The following is a 21,120-nucleotide window of genomic DNA, read 5'->3' on the forward strand; positions in this document are numbered from 1 at the left end:
CATGAGGTGCCAAGAAAAACTGCCGATAAGATTATCCAAGAACAGAAATACTTAGATTCAACCCGATGGAAAGGCGAAGAAAACCGTGAAAGTCACCGTGGCCACCCTAGGTCGCGCCAGCGGAGTGCGCGGCGAAATCCGCGTTGCCCTGCGCACCGATAACCCCCATACCCGGTTCGCCCCCGGAGCGGTGCTGGTGACCGACCACCCGGATTTTCCTCGATTGACGGTGAAACAAGCGCGACACAGCGGGAAGCACTTCGTGGCCAGTTTCAAAGAAATCCCCGACCGGGATACCGCTGAAACCCTGGGCGGGGTGAAACTGGTGATAGAAACCGACACGGAAGCCACTAACCCGCCAGGCCCAGACGAAACCCCGGGCGCGACAGAATCAGGCAGTGAAGACGGGTTTTACCGCCATGAACTGGTGGGACTGTCCGCCCAGACCCAAACCGGGGAAAGCCTGGGTATGGTGAGCGATTTGATAATCGGTACCGCCCAAGATTTGTTGGAAGTAACCACTGCGGATGGACACAAGGTCTTGATTCCCTTTGTTTTCGAGCTTGTCCCCGAGGTGGACTTAGCGGCGGGCAGGGTAGTAATGGCACCGCCGGGGGGACTGTTCCCCGATGGGACACAAAGTAAACAAGCAGGGGACTCGGATGGCACCTCATGAAACGAAAAAGGGGAATTAATGCGCTTCCAACTGATTTCCATTTTCCCCGAATTCTTTGACGTATTACGGATTTCCCTGGTGGGTAAAGCCGCGCAAAACGGCATATTGTCCTGGATAGCCACGGATTTACGGGATTTTACTGACGACCCGCATCGCACTGTGGACGACACCCCCTATGGTGGGGGCGCCGGGATGGTGATGCGCGCCGATATTTGGGGCAAAGCCATTGATGGGGCGCTGGAAAACTGTGACTTGGACGCGGGGAAGTCGGCGGGGCGAGTGCCGGAAAACCCGGAAGTAACAGGACAATCCGCCCCACCAGAAGCACAATCCCCCAGGCGAGCGAAAACCGTGTTAGCAGTGCCCACTCCCTCGGGGCATCCTTTGACCCAGGCGAAGGTGCGGGAACTGGCCGAGGCCAAAAACATCATCGTGGCGTGTGGACGCTACGAGGGAATCGACGCGCGGGTAGTGGCGCATTACCGCGAGATGCCCAACGTGGAAGTTTTCGAGTATTCATTAGGTGATTATGTCTTGAATGGCGGCGAAATCGCGGCCGTCGCCCTGGTCGAGGCGGTGGGGCGGCTGCTGGAAGGGATGGTGGGTAATCCCGAGTCCCTGGTCGAGGAGTCCTTCGAGGGCTCTGGCCTGTTGGAATATCCGTCGTACACCCGCCCGTCACAGTGGCGAAACCTGGAAGTGCCCGAGGTCTTGCTGGGCGGCAATCACGCGAAAATCGAGGAATGGCGGCGAACACAAGCCTTAGAGCGTACCGCCCGGATACGACCCGAACTGTTGGAACACCTGGACGCGGCGAAACTAAGCAAAACCGAGCGAGAAATCCTGGCTGGCTGGGGGTGGATTTATTTACCCAGCCTGGTACCGGGAGACAGCGCAGCGGCTGTTAGCGGACACAATGCGACTCGACAGACGAAAGTAGCCGGCGGAGCGAATGACGCTGCGCCGCGTAGTTGCGTGGCGCAGCGGGTGGTGATTCGCAAACCGAAACGAGGCGAAGCCCTGGCCTTGTCAGCCTTAGGGTCGGAAACCTTCCCCCTGGCCTGTCCCAGTTATATTACCCCCGCAGAAATCGAAGAATTCACCGAGGTAGAATTCAACTTAGAAACCGTAAAAGCCCGGCTGAAAGACCCGGAACACCACCGGTACCTGGTGGCGGAAATCGGTGGGGAACTGGTGGGATACACCTATGTGATTGTCGGGCTGGACGAAGCCGAGGCACAGCGTGCCGGAATCACCCCGGGGGACGCGTATCTGTCCAAATGCTATGTACGCGAGTCCCTGCGTGGCCTGGGGCTGTCCGGGGCGCTGCTGGAAGCAGCGCTGGCGGAACTGGATTCTACGATGGCAGTCAGTCTGGGAACATCGATTTACAACAAACGCGCCCAGAAATTCTATCGTCGACACGGCTTCAAAAAAATTGGCGCCCGAGAATTCGTAGTGGGGGGACGCGTAAACCAGGATGTGGTGATGCGCCGCCTCCGCCCAGATTCGGTTGGCACCTCATGAAGCCGCGACAGGGCAGACAAACCGCAGCCCGAGCCGAAGTTTATCCACCAGAGGCGCCCGGGTGAGCCGGCGGGGCTAATTAGCGTCGCGACCCAATTTTATGGCACAATATACAAGCTTCCGGGCGGTTTAACCTGCCACAGGGGGAAACCACTGACCCGGGGGCGAAACCGAAACCGGCACCGCCGAAACTATCGCGAAGGCATGAAATTTGTCCGAACCGTGAAGTTGCGGCCAGGGTGCCCCGAAAGGCGTTTTTGACCTGTGGCAAGGGCGTCGAGGAGAAAACATGCAAAAACCTCAGATAGAGGAATTCAACAAGGCCTCGTTGCGCGAGGAAATCCCGAATTTCCGCGCCGGAGACACCGTCAAGGTTCACGTGAAAGTTATTGAAGGTAACCGTTCGCGTATCCAGATTTTCCAAGGCATCGTGATTGCCCGTCGCGGGGCGGGCGTAGGGGAAACCTTTACGGTGCGTAAACTGTCCTTCGGCACCGGAGTGGAACGTACCTTCCCGTTGCACGCCCCCACCGTGGACAAGATTGAAGTCGTGTCCCGAGGCGATGTGCGTCGTGCGAAGCTCTACTACTTGCGTAATCGGCACGGGAAAGCCGCGAAGGTCACCGAAAAGCGTGACAACAAGACCACGGCGTAACAAATTTCACCCGTAAAATCCCCCGAGTGTTTTCGCGGATTCGCGTCAAACCGGCGGGGATTAAGACGCTAAAAGAAACTGGGAAACGGAGCCAGGCCTTGGAATAAGGCCGGTTCCGTTTCCCATTTAGGTTATGATTTTAGTAATACCAAGGTTCCCAGTCGGTAAAAATGACGGGGTGTGCGCAGAGATTACTAGGGAGTGGATGTGAGTCCGAAATTTAGCGCCGACAACGGGGGGACTTTCCCCCCTGGTACGGGGCTGCCTCCCGATCCTCAATCCGACAAACAGTCGTCTGGCTCGACTAAGGGGGCGGCGAATTCAGGAACTGAGGGACATAACGGGCGCAATCTCAACCCCAAAGGAACCGGGGGCGCCCGGGGTGTTGACAGCAGCGAGACGCAATATTTCGCCGAGGAATTTCCTCGAGCCCACCCTGGTGGCGAATTTCCGGGTGGAATGACAGGGAGGATGCCGGGAGCGATGCCCGGAGAATACCCCGGGTATCCTCCCATGTATTCCGCCTGGAACCCGGATTTAGGTTTCGGAGATTATCCGCCTGGATTGTACGACCAGCTCTTTGAATACTACAGCAACGGCGCACATCCCTATTCTGGCCGCTCCGATGGTAAGAAAACAGGCTCGGATGCCTCCCACCCCGAAAAGGGGGCGCGCAGCAAAGTGACTCAGCGGGCGGGCTCAGGTAAAGGAGAGTCAAAAAACCCTGATAATGATGATGACCTATTGCGGGGGGATTTGGACGATTTCCAGGCCGTCCATCAAAGCGATTCTAATCGCGACAGCGTCGACGAATTTCGCGCCAGCCGGATGATGCGCCCCCGCGCCTATCCCAATCCCAACGAGCTGATGGTTCGCCAGGCGGGAGCCTTTGGACGTCCCCAACTTACCTTGGACTTCCCCTGGTACTTCGAGCTGATTGCGGTGGTTATCACGATGCTGACGATTTCCTCGCTGGTGCGTACCTTCTTGCTGCAACCCTTTTATATTCCCTCGGCTTCTATGCAAAATACCTTAATGGTTAACGACTCTGTGTTGGTCGCCAAAACCGCGCCCCGATACAGTCCTTTGAACCGAGGCGATATTGTGGTTTTCCGTGACACCGAGAACTGGCTGCAGTCAGGCCGCGAGGGGCTGGTGAAAAAGAAAGCTCCCAACCCGGTGCTTGGCGGGATTAAACGTTTTATGATTTTCGCTGGCCTCGCCCCGGAAGACGCCCAAGGCTTCGTTATTAAGCGAGTCATGGGTATGGGTGGAGACACCGTGACGTGCTGTGACGAAGACGGCCTGTTGAACATTAATGGTAAAGCCATTGATGAAGACTACACTTTGAACACCGGTGTCGCCTCTGAGGTCAAGTTCAATGTGGTGGTTCCCAAAGGCTCACTGTGGGTGATGGGAGATAACCGCAACCATTCGGCGGACTCGCGCTATCACATGGATTCCCCTTCGGGGGGCTTTGTATCCGAAAAACAAGTCGTGGGTCGAGCCTTCGTGGTGGTGTGGCCGTTGGAACACATGCGTTTCATCTCGCCCAGCTGTGCGTTCTATAACATTCCCAAACCCGTTTTGGGAGATAAAGACGCCTTTTCCTCGGAATCCAATGAAGTCCCCCCAGGACGTCGAGGTTAAGCAAATGCCTGACTTGTCTTGGGAAAGCGCCGCCCTTGGCGGGGTAAATGGCTGTGCGGTTTCGGGCGATTACTTCGCGGCCTCCGGTGGTACTGCCGCGCCGGTCGCCCTGGTGGGTGGTATGGACGAGGTCGGCCGCGGTGCCTTGGCTGGTCCGGTTTGTATAGGAGTCACCGTGGTGAGTGCCACGGAGCTCGCCGCCGGGTTCCCGCCCGGCCTCAATGATTCCAAAGCTTTAACCGCCCGGCGGCGCGAAGCCCTGGTTCAGCCAATTCAATCTTGGGTCAAGGACTTCGCTATCGGCGAGGCCACCAATATGGAAATCGACGAAATGGGCATCATGGCGGCCATGCGTTTGGCGGGGTGGCGAGCCCTCAATCAACTGGACGCTCGGGGACATTTGCCCCAAAAATTACTTCTGGACGGGAATGTTGATTACTTACAGGCCGAACATCAAGCGAATCTGTTTGATGCCCAATGGCACCTCATGAACCCGGCGCAACCCGCGCAACCCGCGCAACCCGCGCAACCCGCAATGGGCACAACCCCGGCGCATAACCCGCCGCCCGCCCCGCTATTAAAAGTACAAACCCTGGTGAAAGCCGACCAACACGCCGCGACGGTGGCGGGAGCAGCCGTGCTGGCAAAGGTGTACCGTGACGCGTTCATGAGTCGCCTGGAAGACCCCGGCTATGGTTGGAGCCACAACGTTGGCTACGGTACAAAAGCGCACCGAGAAGCCATTTCCCGACTCGGACCGAGTCGGTGGCACCGCCACACCTGGAAATTAAACTGAAAACCGGTAACACTGATTCAACGTTTAACGACTAGGATATGTAAGGTAACGGATTTACGAAAAGGCGCATTGATGGTTAACAACGAAGACATAGAGTCCTACGAAAACGGCTTAGAGCTGGAACTTTACCGGGAATACCGTGATGTGATTTCCCTGTTCAACTACGTTGTGGAAACCGACCGGCGCTTCTATCTGGCCAACAAAGTCAATGTCACCACTCACAACAACACCGGCGGGGACGTGTTCTTCGAGATAGAACTGGAAGACGCCTGGGTGTGGGATGTCTACCGTTCCTCACGTTTTGTCCAGAGCGTGAAAGTGCTGTCTTTCAAGGATGTTAACGTCGAGGAACTGTCCAAACCAGAGATTGAGATTCCCAGCTAGCTCACTGGTGCGCCGCTGTTGGCGGGTCGAGTCGGAGTCGGCGGTGGTGTCGGAGGTGCCAGTGGCATCGCGGCGGTATTTTGGGGCGGGTAAAAACCGTTAACCCGGGGTCGTTGTTGAGGTTTCAAGGACTTTTACCCTGTGGAAAACCCCTGAATTCACAGGTTTTTTTCGCGCCGCTTTTCGTGAGGGCGGGGGCGCGCCATGCTGGGGGGTATGACGAAGACGATTCATGAGGGGCTAGCCCCCAATCCGACGCCCTCCACTGTGGCGAGTTGCCCGGCCAGCGGGGGATACAAGGCGCAACTGCGGGCGCAACGCCGACTGTGTCGAGCCTTGAAACCCCCGAAGGCTCCCCGGAAAAACCCGCATAATCGGGAGCTTGGCCTTGCGGGCGAGGAGCTTGCGGCCGAGTTTTTACAAACCCAGGGCTACCAGGTGCTTGACCGCAACTGGCGATGTCGTGCCGGCGAGGTTGACATTGTGGCTTTGTCCCCCGATTCCGTCCTGGCTTTTGTCGAGGTCAAAACTCGCTCCACCCGACGTCACGGCACCCCTGCCGAGGCCATCACCTATGCCAAGTTGACGCGGATGCGTTGCGTTATGGGGGCGTGGTTTCGGGTTCATGAGGCGCCATTCCATCACGACGTAAGCCTAGATTTGGTCAGCGTGGAATGGGATGGGGTCGGCCAAGCCGCAATTACCCACCGAAAGAAGCTGAAATGAGCGCGGGACACACTTGGTCGGTGGGTCTGGTGGCCATGGAGGCTACTTTGGTGCGGGTTGAAGCCCATATTTCCGAGGGAATCTCGGCCTATACTTTGGTGGGGCTGCCTGATACGGCGGTACGTGAGGCTCGCGATCGGGTGCGGGCAGCGGTTTCTAGCTGTTTTATCGAGTGGCCCGATGTGCGCGTGGTGCTGAACCTGTCGCCCGCCTCGCTGCCGAAAACTGGGTCGGGCTACGACTTGGCCATGGCGATGGCGGTGCTGGCGGCGATGCGGATTGTGTCGCCGGTGGCAGGCGATGACTTCGTGATGATTGGTGAACTCGGCCTGGATGGACGCATCATCCCGGTGCGAGGCATCCTGCCCAGTGTCTTGGGGGCGGTTAAGCAAGGTAAACACCGTTTTATTGTCCCCCACGATAATGTGTCCGAAGCCCAGCTAGTGCCCGGGGCGCAAGTCATTGGGGTACACCACCTGGGACAGGTTATAGAGCTTTTAGGCGGGAGTCTGTTAATCGAGGTTCCTCCCGCCCCAGACAGTATTGACCGGGTGGAACCAGTGTCGGCGCGTAAAGCCCCGGCCGGAGACTTCGCGGATATTCGCGGGCAAGCCGCCGCCTGCCATGCCATGGAAATTGCCGCCGCTGGAGGTCATCATTTGCTGATGGTTGGTACCCCGGGTTCCGGCAAAACCATGCTGGCTTCGCGTCTGCCAGGAATCTTGCCGCCGCTGTCCGATGAACAAGCCGTGGCGGTGACCGCCATCCATTCTTTGGCGGGAACCTTGTTTTCTGGTGAAGGCTTGATGCGGCGGCCTCCTTTCCAGGCTCCGCATCACTCGGCGACTTTGGCGGCGATGGTGGGGGGAGGTTCGGGAGTGCCGCGTCCGGGGGCGGCTTCGTTGGCACATTGCGGGGTGCTGTTCTTAGATGAAGCCCCCGAATTCGGGGTACGAGTGTTGGATTCCTTGCGTGAGCCCCTGGAGAATGCCGAGATTACGCTGCATCGGGCGGCCGGAGCGGCTGTGTATCCCGCCAGTTTTCAGCTGATAATGGCGGCGAATCCCTGTCCGTGCGGCAATGCCGGGTCGCGCCGGGCGCGCTGCACCTGTACCCCTTTCGCGCGTAAACGTTATTTAGAGCGGCTTTCCGGGCCGCTGCTAGACCGGATGGACATTCAAATCCAGGTGGAAACTCCGGGGCGGGGCGCGCTGTGCGCCGCCCAAGCCGCTGACACTACCGAGGTAGTCGCCCGACGGGTTGCCGAGGCGCGCCGGGCTCAAACGGAACGTTGGCAGGGGCAAGGATGGTTGCTGAACCGCGAGATTCCAGGTTCGTTCCTGCGTTCCAAATCTGGGGGATTTTCTCCTGAAATCCTGGGGATGGTGGATGCCGTGGTTGAAAAGGGCAAACTGTCGATGCGAGGGGCGCAACGGGTGTTGCGATTGGCGTGGACAGCCGCAGATTTAGAAGGAAAAACCGTGCCCGGCATGGAACACGTGGGGGCAGCAATGACATTGAGACAACAAGGAGCAGAAATTGGAAACACCGGTGATTAATACGGTATTGGAAGTGGACAAGGTTGGTTTAAACGGGGTTTCACAGGAAGAAGCGCGTCCCGTACCCCAGCGGGATACTTCTCGGTGGGCGCGGGCAGCCTGGACCGCCCTAGCAGACCCTGGCGATGTGACAGCCGGGAACCTAGTGGAATTTTTTGGGGCGCTAGAGGCCTTAGAGCGGCTGATGAGACTCGCAACTCATGAAGTCGAGCCCGATGAAGACACCATCCGTGACACCTTTAAACCCTTTGTGTTGCCTGCCTCGGTGGCGAAAATCGCGGGCTGGGCGTTGCGTTGGCGTGCGGTTAGCGTGGATCAGGAATTGGAGTGGCTGTGGGAAAACGATGGCAGCTTTTTAATCCCCGGTGACCCGCAGTGGCCCCGAACCTTGGACACGATGGGAGCAAACCGACCCTTAGCCCTGTGGGTGCGAGGGGATTCGGCGGCAGTACAGGACACCGAAACCGGTGCGGTGGCTTTGGTGGGCTCGCGTTCCGCGACGCGTTATGGCATGAGCATGGCCGGGGAACTGGGATATGACCTGGCGCAACACGGAGTTTGGGTGATTAGCGGCGGTGCCTACGGTATTGACGCGGCGGGACATCGAGGAGCTTTGGGTTCGAGTGGAAAGACTCTGTGTGTGCAAGCCGGAGGGCTGCGGGAGTTGTACCCCGCGATGAACACTTCGATGTTTGACCAAATCTTGGAAACTGGGGCGATTATTTCCGAACAACCCTGGTCGTATCGCCCGCAGCGTCACCTGTTTTTGAGTCGCAACCGGCTGATTTCCGCTCTGAGCCAGGTGGTGGTTGTGGTGGAAGCCGGAACTCGTTCCGGGGCGATGTCCACCGCTAACCACGGGGCGGAACAGGGACGTACAGTGGCGGCAGTGCCGGGTTTAGTAACCTCCGGAGCATCGGCGGGATGTCACCAGCTGATTCGGGAAGGCGCGACCTTGGTGACGTGTGCCGGGGACGTTTTGGAGCTTATGCAGCCATTTGTGGCTCCAGACGAAAAACCAATAGGGGCATGTAGCACAGCTGGCTCGCTTGGGGAGGGTGCGGGGCACAGCGCGGAGAATGTGACATTGTCTACCGCTGCGGCTAAAGAATCGAGTGAGGCGGGGCATAGCGCCCCAGCAGCTGGCAGCAATGCCAACCCTAGTACCAAGCCTAGTGCTGACTCCCTGTTCAGCCCGTTTTTGAAACCGGAAACCATCAAGGTCTTCGATGCCTTGCCTAAACGCATGTGGGGCAGCCCTGAAAATATCGCGCAGAAGGCCGGCTTGGGAATCAGCGCGACTCTTGGCGAGCTGGGCTTGCTGGTTTTGGACGGGAAAGCTGAAACCCGTGACGGAAAATATCGCCGTCCCCAGCCCTAAACCCTAGTGTGGGGGCGGTTGGGGCGAGCGAGTCGTTGTGGAGACTTGTGGAAATCGGGGGTGGTGCTGGCGGTGCGGTGCGTAAACTCTCGGTTTGGGGCGAGCCAGGTGGGATGGCGTGTGGTGCCAGTCATAAACTGAAATAGTGGACAAAGACGCTAGCGAGGAATGGGAAGCCCAGGTATTAGCCGAATTCGCGGAATATCTGCGTGCCAATCGGGGATTTTCCCCTCATTCTTTGCGGGCTTATCTTGGTGATTTGCGCGAATTACTGGAGTTTTTGTGTCCCCCTGTAGCGTTGGTGCCCGCTGCGGGGTTGGCTGCTCCGCCGCGAAGCGGTGAGAGCTCGGGACGCGGGTTCGCTGCGCCAGAGCTTTCGCGCGCGCTTAGTGACCCCGCGCGAATTCGCGCTTGGTTGGGGGACATGTCCCGTCGCGGAGCTAGCCGTGCTACTTTGGCGCGTCGCGTGGCTTCTTTCCGTACGTTTTCGGCTTGGGCGTTAAAGCACGGCTTCATGAGTTGCGATTCTGGATTGCGGCTTCACTCCCCAAAGCCAGACAATTCACTTCCTACGGTTTTGAGCGAAGCACAGGTGGCTCGGTTACTTAATACGGCTCGTCTTCAGGCCTACAGTCTGGGAGTTCACCAGAAGGCCTCGAAATCTCAAGCGGAAATTCCTGATTCGATTCCGGGGGATAGCGCCGTGCCTTATCGCGCGAATCCCGTAGGTTTGCGGGATTGGGCGCTTTTGGAGTTGCTTTATGCCACCGGTGTTCGGGTCAGTGAGCTGACGGGTTTGCGGTTGCGAGACATTAGCCGCAGTGAGGCTACCATCAGGGTTTGCGGCAAAGGCGGTAAGGAGCGGGTCGCTCCCTATGGAATACCGGCTGGTATTGCTCTCGATGAATACCTGGAACAGGGGCGTCCGGTTTTGGTGTCCCCTGACAGGGACGCGGGCGAGTGGGTGTTTTTAGGCGTGAAAGGCGGGCGGCTCGACACCCGCCTGGTGCGAGGCATGTTGCACCGTATGACTGCGGTGGCGGGAGTGCCAGATTTGGGGCCGCACGGTTTGAGACATACGGCGGCCACTCATTTATTGAATGGGGGGGCTGATTTGCGTTGTGTCCAAGAAATTTTGGGTCATGCCAGTCTGGGCACTACCCAGAGGTATACCCACCTTTCGACGGCTCATTTGCGGCAGGTCTATTTACAGGCACACCCTCACGCCTAGCTGGGATTTACTGGTGGGGAGGATAGGGCGGATAGAAAATACAATCGGCAAAAAAACACCCAATAAAAGGGACTTAAGTCCTTGTAGGTGAAGATTTTTGTGAGAGTCTTCAATTTTTGGATTTGAAATCACTCTTGAAAAGCACAAATGCGCGACTGGAAATTACAAAATCCTTAAAGTAAAGTTAGAAGAACCCTAGAAATAGCTGAGAATGATAGCTAGAATGGAACCAGAACGTCAGTTGAGGGCATTCTGCATCGTAGGCAGACCGAGTGTTGGAGGTTATGGTGGTGAATCTGAAGCGTTCAATCAGTTCTTTAGTAGCGCTGACGCTTGCCGCTGCGCTGCTCTCGGCATGTGGCTCCGAGAAAGAGACCGGTGCCGCTGTTACGGCTCGGGAATTAATGAGTTCCGATATTACCTTGCAGCAGCCGGCGGGGCCGAAAACATCTTTCCCTCTTCCCGAAAGTTCTGTTCCTACCAAGGCGGCTTCGAATACACCTAAGCCTTGCGCGGAAGTCAAGCTGATTCCTCCGAAGAATCTGATGAGCGTCGCGCCTTTTGCTGAACCTAAGCGCTTCGAAGAATTTTCGGAGCAGGGAGCGGCTGATGTCGTGGCCTATTACACCTATGCTACTTATTACAGTTTCGTCAAGCGCGATACCTCGTTGATGCGCCGGGTGTTTACCAATGAGTGCACTAAGTGTGCAGCCATGGCAGATTGGGTTGATGCCTTTGTGGCTAAAAATGCCCAGGTGCAAACCGGGATTCCCACCACTGACATTATTGATGTTTACGGCGAAAAGCTCGAAGGCGGTTTCGCGTTCTGGGTAGTGGCTCAGAACCGGGAACCGGCCATTTTGGGCTGTGATGCTAAAGGGACAACCGGGGGATACGACGCGCCCTCTACCTCCAAGTCGCTCTATCGGGTGGAATCGGTGCAAGGAAAGAACCTGATTACCGGTATCTACAAAGTCCCCGAGCGTTACCGCTAGATTCCCCGCATATCCAGTTTGCCGGTTGTTTATGACAGCGGCCAGAGTCGGATGCGGCCCCCCAGGAGTTCCAGTGGATCAACATAGCCATCCCGACCGTCTTTTACCCCAAAGTGGAGACGATTGTCCCCTGGATAGTGTCCTCCTAGCGCGATACCAATCGGGTCGCCCCGAGAAACCTCGTCGTTTTTACTGACACTGGGCTCGACTGGTTCGTAGGTGTAGCGTCGACCGCTGCTGTCCTCTAATGAAACCACTGGACGACCGGCGAGTTGCCCGGCATAGAGTACGGTGGCATCTGTAGCGGCGAAAACAGTTTCGCCGGGAGTCACCCGTAAATCAATACCACGATGACCCGGCAACCACCTTTGTGCTGGGGGATCAAAACGCCGGGGCACCGGCACAGGGCGACCTGTGGGCCAGTATAGAAACTCGGTCGTGGTTATTACAGATCCGGGGGTGACAGTTGAACTTGTCCCAAAAGCCACACCGGGAGCACCCAGTAGGAACAGCGTGAGGCAAAACACTAAAATTCTTTTCATATCTAGAGCTTGCGTGTAAACCAGGAATAACCACAGCGGAGAATCTCTATCCTGTGGATAAAGCGGGGTGGGGGACGGCTGTGGAAAACTCGAGAAACGGCTTGGTATTGCCAAGAATTAGCGATGATTCTCCAGCTTTGCTAGACTTAGAACGCGATTGGCTTTGGCCAATTGACTACGCGTGTACGCAGCCGCAGCCGCGCGTTTTCCCGTTCTGAGAACCGAAAAACGTCGTGCAGCGGTCACCGATTTCTCGCTAGGTCCCTTCGGGGTGCGGGGAATCCTGCGACACCAGGCATTAATTAACCGAAATCGGGTGTATCCGTTAACCACGGGTGTGCCCCAAAACTGAAAGAAGGACGACCAATGGCAGTCGTAACTATGCGCCAGCTACTGGAAAGTGGCGTACATTTCGGGCATCAAACCCGTCGCTGGAACCCGAAGATGAAGCGTTTCATCCTCACCGACCGTTCTGGGATTTACATCCTCGATTTGCAACAGACCCTGGCTGATATTGATATCGCCTTTGATTTCGTCAAGCAAACTGTGGCTCACGGCGGCACCATGCTGTTTGTGGGCACCAAAAAGCAAGCCCAGGAATCCATTCAGGAGCAAGCCACCCGGGTGGGGATGCCCTATGTGAACCAGCGTTGGCTGGGTGGGATGTTAACCAACTTCGCTACAGTACACAAGCGTTTGCAGCGCCTCAAGGAACTCGAACAGTACGATTTCGAGGACACTGCTTCTACCGGCTTCACCAAAAAAGAACTGTTGATGATGCGCCGCGAAAAGGACAAGCTGGCCAAGACACTGGGCGGTATCCGCGACATGAACAAGACCCCCTCTATGCTGTGGGTGGTTGACACCAAGAAAGAACATCTCGCAATCTCCGAGGCGCAAAAGCTGGGGATTCCGATTGTGGCCATTTTGGATACCAACTGCGACCCCGACGAAGTAGATTACGGGATTCCCGGCAACGATGATGCGATTCGTGCGGTGGATTTATTGACCAAGATTATCGCTGATGCCTGTGCCGAGGGGTTGGTGGAACAGTCCAAGAAGCAAATGGGTGAAGGCGGACAAGACGCCGAACCTATGGCTGAGTGGGAACGTGATTTGCTGCAAGGTGAAGCCGCACAGACCCCGGTAGAAACTCCGGACGAGGCCGCGAACCCGGAAGCAACTCATGAAACCCCCGCCGAGTAACCGAGACGAGACATAAGGAAAAACAATGGCAAAGTACAGCATGCAAGATTTGAAAGAACTGCGCGAAGAAACCGGAGCTGGTTTGGCTGACGTCAAGAAAGCGTTGGAAGAAGCCGAGGGTGACCGTGAAAAGGCTCTGCAAATTATCCGCGTCAAGGGTCTAAAGTCCCTGTCTAAGCGGGAAGGGCGTTCCGCCGGAATGGGATTAATCGCCGCCAAAATAACCGACACAGCTGCGGGGCAGCGCGGCACCCTGGTGGAAGTCAATGCGGAAACCGACTTCGTGGTGAAAACCGAGAAATTCATCAATATGGCCGAGGTAGTGCTCCAGGCGGCGGCCGAATCCGGCGCTAGCACCACAGAAGAACTGATGAAAGCCAAGACCGCTGACGGCACCGTAAAAGACACCATTGACGCAGTGGCAGCGATTATTGGCGAGAAACTCGATGTCGCCAATGTGCGCCAGGTAGAAGGCGAAGCGGTGGATGTGTACTTGCACAAGTCCTCCCAAGACTTGCCCCCCACCGTGGGGGTGCTGGTAGCCACCGATAAGGCCGGAGCTGGGGTAGCCCACGATGTGGCGATGCATATCGCGGCGTATTCTCCCGAATACTTGAGCCGTGACGAGGTTCCCGCCGAGGCCGTCGAAAAAGAACGTGAAACCTTGACTGAAGCCACCATCGCCGAAGGCAAACCCGAAGCGGCAGTCGCCAAGATTGTCGAAGGCAAGATGAACGGGTTCTTTAAGGAAAACGTGCTGCTCGACCAGCCTTACGCCAAGGATCCCAAGACCACAGTTGGCAAGATTGTGGAAGCCTCGAAAGGCAAAGTTACCGGTTTTGCCCGCTTGCAAGCCGGCGAATAATTCACGGTAGTTTTCAAAATCGGGCAGCTCCGAAGCTAAAGGCTTCGGGGCTGCCCGCTAAATTTACATATAATAAGCAAAGCGGCTGTGGCACCCCACGACCGGTGACCACAAAACCGCTCGCGGAACCGAATGTGGAACCGAACGAGCCAGTGAGGAAAGGAAACGAGGACTCAGGTAATGGTTGAAAATCCGCCCAGACGGGTATTGATGAAGCTATCCGGCGAGGTTTTTGGGGGAGGTTCCGTAGGACTTGACCCTAATGTGGTCTTGGATATCGCCCACCAAGTCGCGATTGCAGTGAATAACGGGGTACAAATAGCCATCGTGGTCGGTGGGGGAAACTTTTTCCGGGGTGCAGAGCTGTCCCAACGTGGTCTAGATCGAGCCCGTGCCGACTATATGGGGATGCTTGGAACTGTGATGAACGCCTTGGCATTGCAAGACTTTTTGGAACAAGCGGGGGTGCGCACCCGCGTCCAATCCGCCATCACCATGACCCAGGTTGCCGAGCCCTATGTGCCCCTGCGCGCCATTAGGCACCTGGAAAAAGGTCGGGTTGTGGTATTCGGCGCCGGCGCCGGGATGCCATATTTCTCGACCGACACGGTTTCCGCCCAGCGTGCCTTAGAAACCCATTGCCAGGAACTGTTGGTGGGTAAAAATGGGGTCGACGGGGTCTATACCGCTGACCCCCGCAAAGATGCGAACGCAACCAAACTCGACAAAGTAAGCTATGAACAAGCCCTGCGTGACGGGCTCAAGGTAGTGGACGCGGCCGCCTTTGCTTTGTGCAAAGACAACGGTTTAGCCATGCGAGTCTTTGGGATGGGAACACCTGGCAATGTCACCAAGGCTCTATTAGGCGAGGATATCGGCACAGTGCTGTACAGCGAGAATGGCGCCTCATGAACCCGAATCCAAAACAATAAACTAAACGAAACCCCAAAACGAACAAAGGAGAAACCCCATGATAGACGAAATACTGAAGGACACGAAAACCAAGATGCAAAAAGCCGTGGAGGCCACCAAGGATGAATTCGCCACGATTCGCACTGGGCGCGCCAACGCGGCCATGTTTGACGGAATTGTCGTGGAATATTACGGTTCCCCCACCCCGTTGAAACAACTCGCATCATTTAATATTCCCGAGGCGCGTACCGTAATTATTCAGCCTTTTGACCGCAACGCCACCCAAGACATTATCCACGCTATTTCGGAATCAGATTTGGGAGTCACCCCCACCGATGATGGCAAAACCATTCGGGTAGTGTTACCGGCACTGACCGAAGACCGACGCAAAGAATACGTGAAACAAGCCAAAACCAAGGCCGAAGAAGGGCGGGTGTCGATTCGCGGGATTCGGCGCAAAGCTAAGGATGCCATGGAAGCACTGAAGAAAGACAAGACTTTAGGCGAAGACGAAGTGGAACGGGGGGTCAAGGAACTCGATACCGTCACCAAGAAATTCACCGACGAGGTTGACACCCTGCTGGAGGACAAAGAAACCGACTTAATGACTGTCTAAACCAGGCAGGAAGTAGAACTCCTGCATTATTGGCAACTATGGGCGATAAACGTATGGCATCAGCGAGGAGACGAGCACGTCCCCGGCGCGACACGACACCGGGTGGGAGCGCCGCGCCGCCCGTAGTCACCGAAGAAAAAAAGTCGGGTTCACGAGCCGGCCGTGACTTGGGTGCGGCTTTCCTCGTGGGTGGAGGTCTGTTGGCATTCTTCGGGCTGACCCTGCTGTTCGTCCCAGTGTTGTTTCGGCTGGCCGTTATCATAGCCATGATGGCGGGGCTGCTGGAGTTTCGCCGTGTCTGGCAGAAGACTGACTTGCATCTAGCCACCCCAGTGACAATGGTGGGGGGAGCCGGGATTTTTATTTGTGCCTCTCAGATGGGGATGGAAGCCATGCTGACCGCCACCCTATTCACGGTAGGAGCTGGGATACTGTGGCACTTGACGGGGGAATCTCGCGGCGAGAAGCTGCTGCGAAATGTTAGCGCCACAGCCCTAACAGTGGCGTATATCCCCTTTCTGACATCATTCGTGGGACTATTGTCGGTGGAATGTGGGGGGCCGGCGACAGCAGTGTACGTCTTGGCTACCACCCTGGGCTCGGATACCGGCGGGTATGTTGTTGGGCGCTTCCTGGGACGTCACCACATGACCCCGGTGATATCCCCTAAGAAAACCTGGGAAGGATTTGCCGGGTCAGTGGTCTTTGCGGTTGCAATCAGCATAGCCGGGACGTTTTGGATTGGAATTCCGTGGTTTTACGGGCCGATTCTGGGGGTGCTGATAGCAATTTTTGCCACCCTAGGGGACTTGAGCGAATCGCTGTTGAAACGGGAACTGGGGATTAAAGACATGGGGCATATACTGCCGGGACATGGTGGGTTGCTCGACCGGATGGATTCTTTGCTGATGGCCGCGCCTGCGGCATATATCATCTTGAAGTTCGCGATTCACTTCCACCAGGTTCTCCCCATGTCGTAGACCGGGTGGCTATTGGTAAGACCTCGGACAAGCCCGAGCCGGTCATCAAACCGAAAACCTGAACATCGGCTAAAATAGGCGCGTGCCAAAACAAGTTATGCCCGGCGACCAGCCCCCGGTGGGAGCCACTTCTCCCCAAGCGCGCCCGCGCGTCAGCTTTATCCCCATCGGCAAGGGCAAAGCCCCGATACATTTCGCGGATTTAGAACCGGCAGTTCGCCGTGAAACCGCTGCGGAATTGGGACTCAAGGCCTTTCGAGCTGACCAGATAGCCCGGCATTACTTCGGACGTTTCGAAGCTGACCCGCAGCTGATGACTGACTTGAACGCGCGCGACCGGGAACTAGCCGCGCAACTTTTGCCGCAACTCATTACCCCGGTGGTGACCAAAACCGCCGACCAGGACTGGACCCAGAAAACCCTGTGGCGACTCTTTGACGGCGCGGAAGTCGAATCCGTGTTGATGCGATATCCCAAACGGGTCACCCTGTGTGTATCCTCGCAGGTAGGATGCGGGATGGGCTGTCCGTTTTGCGCCACAGGACAGTTGGGGCTGGCTCGCAATCTTTCGGCCGGAGAAATCCTGGAGCAAGTCCGATTTTCCGCCCGAGCCGCCGCCACCGGAGCCCTGGGAGGGCAAGAAACCCGCCTTTCCAATATTGTGTTCATGGGAATGGGTGAGCCCCTGTCCAACTATCGGGCGCTGCTGACTTCGCTGCGCACCATCACCGCCCCGGTTCCCCAAGGTTTCGGGATTTCCGCGCGCAACCTGGTGGTTTCCACGGTTGGGATGGTGCCGGGGATACGCCGTCTAGCCTCGGAAGGAATCCCGGTCACCCTGGCAGTGTCGCTGCACGCTCCTGACGATGAACTGCGTGATGCCCTTATTCCGATGAATCGCCACTATAAAGTCGGCCAACTGCTCGATGCCGCTCATGAATACTTCGAAACCACCGGACGACGCGTCTCTATCGAATACGCTCTTATCCGCGACATGAACGACCACCCGTGGCGCGCGCAACTACTAGCCGATGAACTGAATAAACGGGGTAAAACCTGGGCACATGTTAACCCCATACCTCTAAATCCCACCCCCGGAAGTATCTGGACTGCAAGCTTGCCGCGTGTCATGGAGGAATTCACCTCGATTTTACGGCAAAGTGGGATTAGCACTACTTTGCGAGATACCCGGGGTTCTGACATTGATGGAGCTTGCGGGCAACTCGCAACCGCCTCGAAGAACCACAAAAAGACCGGCGTGGCGCGAGTGCTAGGACAAGGAAGCGAGGAACCCCAACATTGAGTGACACGATGTTTCGCACCGCGAAGTTTTTTCAAAAAGGCTACCATCGCGACGAGGTAGAGGAATTCCTGAAAACCGCCCGCTCGGCCTATGAAGGCACCGGGGGGCCGGCCAACTTCGGTGCCGCCCAGGTTCGCGCCCAGGGCTTTCGTGTCGTGCGCGGTGGCTATAACTTTGCCCAAGTAGACGCGGCTATGGATCGTCTCGAATCCGCCTTTGTGGCACGTGCCCGCGCTGACCATGTGGCGGTAAACGGCCAGAAGGCTTGGATGAACCTGGTGTCGGAACAGGCTACCACGCTCTATCCGCGATTGTTACGTCCCGCCGGGAAGCGATTTTCGCACCCGAAAGGCCGGGAACGTGGTTATCGTTCGGCTGACGTGGATGCTCTGCTGGAACGCCTGGTGGCGTATTTCGACGAAAACAAGCCCCTGACCAGCCGCGAAATTCGTGACGCGGTATTCGCTGAATCCAAAGGAACCCGTGCCTACGCAGAGGGACCCGTGGACGCCTATCTAGCGCGCGCCGTGGAAGTCTTGCTGGCTGTGGAGTAAGCCCTGGAATAAGCGGCAGAGCCGCCCGTAGCGTCGGCCGTGGAGTAACTCAACCACCCATCGCGTCGCTAAACCGCTAGAATAAATCCGTGCAAGATATTGTAATCCTGGGGTCAACCGGTTCTATCGGCACCCAAGCTCTCGAAATCGTCGCGGCACATCCCGGACACTTCCGCATCCAGGCCTTGGCAGCCTCGGGCACCCACCTAGATTTACTGGCGCGCCAAGCAGTGGAGTATGAAGTCCCCTTGGTGGCGGTCGCCAACAGCTCGGTGGGGGAACTTGATCAGGCTCTGAAAGCCGCCCAAGCCCAATCCGATAAACCCCCGGTGCGACATCACCTGTTGACCGGACGTGCCGGCGTGGAAGCCGCCGCCGGGTGCGTCCCCGGGGGGATTGTTTTGAACGGTATCGCGGGAATCTCTGGTTTGCACGCCACCCTGCGTGCCCTGGATTCCGGAGCGCAACTGGCCTTGGCCAATAAGGAATCCCTGGTGATTGGCGGTTCCCTGGTGCGAGAGGCGGTAGTGCGTCCCGGGCAAATCACACCGGTAGACTCCGAGCATTCCGCCATTTGGCAAGCCCTGCGTTCCGGGAAACACGAACGGGGGTTATGTGCCTCGCAAGTCACGGGATATACCGAGGTTTCCCGCCTGATTTTGACTGCGAGTGGCGGGCCGTTCCGGGGTAAAACCCGGACGGAGCTGGAACACGTCACGGTTGCGGAGGCCTTGCGTCATCCGACTTGGGATATGGGGCCGCTGGTGACCATCAACTCTGCCACCATGTTCAATAAGGGCTTGGAAGTTATCGAAGCTTCGCTGTTGTTCGACATTGACCCCAAATTTATAGACGTGGTGGTGCACCCGGCTTCGGTGGTGCATTCCATGGTGGAATTCCGCGACGGAGCCACCTTGCTCCAGGCTTCTCCACCCGACATGCGTATTCCCATTGCTTTGGGGCTGTCTGCTCCAAGCCGGCTGCGGGATGTGGCGCCGAGCTGTGACTGGACGCGCCCGGTGAACTGGCATTTCGAACCGGTGGATAACCAAGCTTTCCCGGCGGTCAACTTGGCGCGCCAGGCGTTGCAAACCTCGGCCACGCATCCGGCGGTGCTGGCCAGTGCCGACGAAGTCGCCGTTGCGGCTTTCCTCGATGGTCAGCTGCCCTTCCTGGGGATTTACGATGTGGTTTCGCGGGTTGTCGCGGAACACCACGGCAAGAATGCCCCGGAACTGGCTGAACTCGAAGCCACCTTGCAGTGGGCCAAACGTCGCGCCACTGAACTGATAGCGGAGCAACATTGAGTTATATTCTGGGCGTAATTATTTTGGTATTCGGGCTGGTAGCCTCTATTGCTCTGCACGAGCTGGGGCACTTTATCCCCGCGAAACGCTTCGGTATCCTCACCCCGCAGTACATGATTGGTTTCGGGCCGACTATCTGGTCTAAAAAAATTGGGGAGACCGAATACGGCGTGAAGTGGATTCTGCTTGGTGGCTATGTCCACATGGTGGGAATGTATGCTCCCGGACGGGTGGGACGCAAGACCACGAACCGTAAAGGCGAGCTGACGTGGGCGGAACAGGCTCGGCAAGAAGCCGTGGCCGAGATTCCCTCCGGCCAGGAATCCCGGGCTTTCTATGCTCGACCGGTGTGGCAAAGACTGGTGGTTATGCTCAGCGGTATCTTGATGAATCTGGCTCTTTCCTTGCTGTGCGTGGGTATCGCCCTAGGGGCAATCGGGTATGCGGCACCGAGTCTGCGCCTGGCCGAGGTTTCGGCGGGTTCCCCCGCTGCTCAGGCTGGAATGCAGGTGGGGGACAAGATCGTGGGGATTGACGGAAGTGAGGTGTCCGACTGGGCGGCAGTGCAACAAGGCATTGGCCGGACTTTGCCCGGTAAACCTGCTCGGATTGCGGTGCAACGCGGATCTGAACGTCTGGAGTTATCTGTTACCCCGCGTGAGTCGGGAGGGCGCAGCGTGATTGGGGTGTTACCCGCTTCGCAACGTTATCGGGCAACACCCGGCGACATTTTGAAATACGAATGGGCGGTGATGGTGGCGACTTCCAAAATTCTGGTGGCTCTACCCGTGAAACTGTGGGAAACCACTTTGAGCCTATTTGAAACCGAAAAACCGCGCGATCCGAACTCCGTGATGGGAATCGTGGGAATGGGACAGATTGCTGGCCAGATAGCTTCAACCAAAGCTCCGGGATTCACCCTGGCCGATCGGGTGGCCTCTTTCCTGTTGATGATGGGGTCGTTGAACCTGACCTTGTTTTTGTTCAACCTGATTCCGTTGATGCCCCTTGACGGGGGACAAGCCGCTGGGGCAGTTTTTGAACAGCTAAGACGCTGGTGGTGCCGTTTGCGGGGTCACCCCGACCCCGGGCCGGTGGACTTGGCACGAGTCTTGCCGCTGACGGCCGCAGTGGTAGTGGCTTTTATCGGCATGACCGTGTTACTGATAGTGGCTGATATAGTGAAACCAGTCTAAACCAGTTAGACCGGCACCCGGGGTATAAAAGCCCTGGAAGTGCCCTTAATCTAGACCTA

At 57.0% G+C, this 21,120-nt stretch carries 21 protein-coding genes; 20 read left to right on the top strand and 1 reads right to left on the bottom strand.

Going from position 1 to position 21,120, the window contains the following annotated elements:
* Positions 1 to 85 precede the first annotated feature (85 nt).
* The 11 genes from rimM (at position 86) to F4555_RS01915 (ending at position 11,580) form a co-directional block, all read left to right on the top strand.
* The gene (gene rimM / locus F4555_RS01865; protein WP_115325517.1) at positions 86 to 676 is read left to right on the top strand and encodes a ribosome maturation factor RimM; all 591 of its coding nucleotides are present in this window, start codon (positions 86 to 88) and stop codon (positions 674 to 676) included.
* An 18-nt stretch (positions 677 to 694) separates the two neighbouring features.
* Entirely contained in the window at positions 695 to 2,203 is a 1,509-nt protein-coding gene (trmD, locus tag F4555_RS01870) for a tRNA (guanosine(37)-N1)-methyltransferase TrmD (RefSeq protein WP_115325516.1), read from the top strand.
* A 289-nt stretch (positions 2,204 to 2,492) separates the two neighbouring features.
* Positions 2,493 to 2,858 (top strand): 50S ribosomal protein L19, encoded by a 366-nt coding sequence (gene rplS, locus F4555_RS01875; protein WP_004012906.1) that lies wholly within the window; start codon positions 2,493 to 2,495, stop codon positions 2,856 to 2,858.
* Positions 2,859 to 3,059: 201 nt separating this feature from the next.
* On the top strand, positions 3,060 to 4,508 hold the full coding sequence (gene lepB / locus F4555_RS01880) for a signal peptidase I (protein WP_115325515.1): 1,449 nt from the start codon (positions 3,060 to 3,062) through the stop codon (positions 4,506 to 4,508).
* 4 nt (positions 4,509 to 4,512) lie between these two features.
* Positions 4,513 to 5,304: a ribonuclease HII gene (gene rnhB, locus F4555_RS01885; protein WP_115326091.1), complete on the top strand. Its 792-nt coding sequence runs from the start codon at positions 4,513 to 4,515 to the stop codon at positions 5,302 to 5,304.
* A 72-nt stretch (positions 5,305 to 5,376) separates the two neighbouring features.
* Positions 5,377 to 5,688 carry a DUF2469 domain-containing protein gene (locus F4555_RS01890; protein WP_004012903.1) on the top strand — a complete coding sequence of 104 codons (312 nt, stop codon included), beginning with the start codon at positions 5,377 to 5,379 and terminating at the stop codon, positions 5,686 to 5,688.
* Between the two features lie 216 nt (positions 5,689 to 5,904).
* Positions 5,905 to 6,414, top strand: coding sequence for a YraN family protein (locus F4555_RS01895; protein ID WP_252865097.1), 510 nt, complete (start codon positions 5,905 to 5,907; stop codon positions 6,412 to 6,414).
* Positions 6,411 to 7,973: a YifB family Mg chelatase-like AAA ATPase gene (locus F4555_RS01900; RefSeq protein ID WP_004017092.1), complete on the top strand. Its 1,563-nt coding sequence runs from the start codon at positions 6,411 to 6,413 to the stop codon at positions 7,971 to 7,973. The genes F4555_RS01895 and F4555_RS01900 overlap by 4 nt, the downstream gene beginning before the upstream one ends.
* Entirely contained in the window at positions 7,966 to 9,354 is a 1,389-nt protein-coding gene (gene dprA, locus F4555_RS01905; RefSeq protein WP_115325514.1) for a DNA-processing protein DprA, read from the top strand. Before F4555_RS01900 ends, dprA begins: the two co-directional genes overlap by 8 nt.
* A 145-nt stretch (positions 9,355 to 9,499) precedes the next feature.
* On the top strand, positions 9,500 to 10,585 hold the full coding sequence (locus F4555_RS01910) for a tyrosine recombinase XerC (protein WP_115325513.1): 1,086 nt from the start codon (positions 9,500 to 9,502) through the stop codon (positions 10,583 to 10,585).
* Between the two features lie 284 nt (positions 10,586 to 10,869).
* Positions 10,870 to 11,580, top strand: coding sequence for a hypothetical protein (locus F4555_RS01915; protein ID WP_004017089.1), 711 nt, complete (start codon positions 10,870 to 10,872; stop codon positions 11,578 to 11,580).
* A 29-nt stretch (positions 11,581 to 11,609) separates the two neighbouring features.
* Here the strand turns inward: F4555_RS01915 and F4555_RS11035 are convergent, their stop codons facing one another.
* On the bottom strand, positions 11,610 to 11,942 hold the full coding sequence (locus tag F4555_RS11035) for a M23 family metallopeptidase (RefSeq protein WP_231282857.1): 333 nt from the start codon (positions 11,940 to 11,942) through the stop codon (positions 11,610 to 11,612).
* 546 nt (positions 11,943 to 12,488) lie between these two features.
* Between F4555_RS11035 and rpsB the strand changes: the two genes are divergently transcribed.
* The 9 genes from rpsB to F4555_RS01965 all read left to right on the top strand — a co-directional run bounded on the left by rpsB (position 12,489) and on the right by F4555_RS01965 (position 21,061).
* Positions 12,489 to 13,328 carry a 30S ribosomal protein S2 gene (gene rpsB, locus F4555_RS01925; protein ID WP_004012893.1) on the top strand — a complete coding sequence of 280 codons (840 nt, stop codon included), beginning with the start codon at positions 12,489 to 12,491 and terminating at the stop codon, positions 13,326 to 13,328.
* Between the two features lie 25 nt (positions 13,329 to 13,353).
* On the top strand, positions 13,354 to 14,193 hold the full coding sequence (gene tsf, locus F4555_RS01930) for a translation elongation factor Ts (protein ID WP_004012892.1): 840 nt from the start codon (positions 13,354 to 13,356) through the stop codon (positions 14,191 to 14,193).
* Between the two features lie 180 nt (positions 14,194 to 14,373).
* Positions 14,374 to 15,105, top strand: coding sequence for a UMP kinase (pyrH, locus tag F4555_RS01935; RefSeq protein ID WP_004012891.1), 732 nt, complete (start codon positions 14,374 to 14,376; stop codon positions 15,103 to 15,105).
* A 58-nt stretch (positions 15,106 to 15,163) separates the two neighbouring features.
* A complete protein-coding gene (gene frr / locus F4555_RS01940) occupies positions 15,164 to 15,721 on the top strand; it encodes a ribosome recycling factor (RefSeq protein WP_004012890.1) in 558 nt (185 codons plus the stop codon).
* 38 nt (positions 15,722 to 15,759) lie between these two features.
* Positions 15,760 to 16,701 (top strand): phosphatidate cytidylyltransferase, encoded by a 942-nt coding sequence (locus F4555_RS01945; RefSeq protein WP_115325511.1) that lies wholly within the window; start codon positions 15,760 to 15,762, stop codon positions 16,699 to 16,701.
* Positions 16,702 to 16,798: 97 nt separating this feature from the next.
* A complete protein-coding gene (gene rlmN, locus F4555_RS01950; protein WP_004012888.1) occupies positions 16,799 to 18,004 on the top strand; it encodes a dual-specificity RNA methyltransferase RlmN in 1,206 nt (401 codons plus the stop codon).
* A gap of 8 nt (positions 18,005 to 18,012) precedes the next feature.
* Positions 18,013 to 18,558, top strand: coding sequence for a DivIVA domain-containing protein (locus F4555_RS01955; RefSeq protein WP_004015520.1), 546 nt, complete (start codon positions 18,013 to 18,015; stop codon positions 18,556 to 18,558).
* 89 nt (positions 18,559 to 18,647) lie between these two features.
* Positions 18,648 to 19,865 carry a 1-deoxy-D-xylulose-5-phosphate reductoisomerase gene (gene dxr / locus F4555_RS01960; RefSeq protein WP_004015521.1) on the top strand — a complete coding sequence of 406 codons (1,218 nt, stop codon included), beginning with the start codon at positions 18,648 to 18,650 and terminating at the stop codon, positions 19,863 to 19,865.
* Positions 19,862 to 21,061, top strand: coding sequence for a M50 family metallopeptidase (locus tag F4555_RS01965; RefSeq protein ID WP_004012885.1), 1,200 nt, complete (start codon positions 19,862 to 19,864; stop codon positions 21,059 to 21,061). Before dxr ends, F4555_RS01965 begins: the two co-directional genes overlap by 4 nt.
* Positions 21,062 to 21,120 lie beyond the last annotated feature (59 nt).

It is taken from the genome of Mobiluncus mulieris, from assembly GCF_014204735.1.
In the GTDB taxonomy this organism is placed as follows: Bacteria; Actinomycetota; Actinomycetes; order Actinomycetales; family Actinomycetaceae; genus Mobiluncus; species Mobiluncus mulieris.

Bases quoted from the DNA above. Each gene is read 5' to 3' on its own strand.
- rpsB (WP_004012893.1), top strand. From the start codon at position 12,489: ATGGCAGTCGTAACTATGCGCCAGCTACTGGAAAGTGGCGTACATTTC.
- frr (WP_004012890.1), top strand. From the start codon at position 15,164: ATGATAGACGAAATACTGAAGGACACGAAAACCAAGATGCAAAAAGCC.
- rplS (WP_004012906.1), top strand. From the start codon at position 2,493: ATGCAAAAACCTCAGATAGAGGAATTCAACAAGGCCTCGTTGCGCGAG.
- F4555_RS01895 (WP_252865097.1), top strand. From the start codon at position 5,905: ATGACGAAGACGATTCATGAGGGGCTAGCCCCCAATCCGACGCCCTCC.
- trmD (WP_115325516.1), top strand. From the start codon at position 695: ATGCGCTTCCAACTGATTTCCATTTTCCCCGAATTCTTTGACGTATTA.
- rnhB (WP_115326091.1), top strand. From the start codon at position 4,513: ATGCCTGACTTGTCTTGGGAAAGCGCCGCCCTTGGCGGGGTAAATGGC.
- F4555_RS01890 (WP_004012903.1), top strand. From the start codon at position 5,377: ATGGTTAACAACGAAGACATAGAGTCCTACGAAAACGGCTTAGAGCTG.
- F4555_RS01945 (WP_115325511.1), top strand. From the start codon at position 15,760: ATGGGCGATAAACGTATGGCATCAGCGAGGAGACGAGCACGTCCCCGG.
- F4555_RS01900 (WP_004017092.1), top strand. From the start codon at position 6,411: ATGAGCGCGGGACACACTTGGTCGGTGGGTCTGGTGGCCATGGAGGCT.
- rlmN (WP_004012888.1), top strand. From the start codon at position 16,799: ATGCCCGGCGACCAGCCCCCGGTGGGAGCCACTTCTCCCCAAGCGCGC.
- pyrH (WP_004012891.1), top strand. From the start codon at position 14,374: ATGGTTGAAAATCCGCCCAGACGGGTATTGATGAAGCTATCCGGCGAG.
- tsf (WP_004012892.1), top strand. From the start codon at position 13,354: ATGGCAAAGTACAGCATGCAAGATTTGAAAGAACTGCGCGAAGAAACC.
- F4555_RS01955 (WP_004015520.1), top strand. From the start codon at position 18,013: ATGTTTCGCACCGCGAAGTTTTTTCAAAAAGGCTACCATCGCGACGAG.
- F4555_RS01915 (WP_004017089.1), top strand. From the start codon at position 10,870: ATGGTGGTGAATCTGAAGCGTTCAATCAGTTCTTTAGTAGCGCTGACG.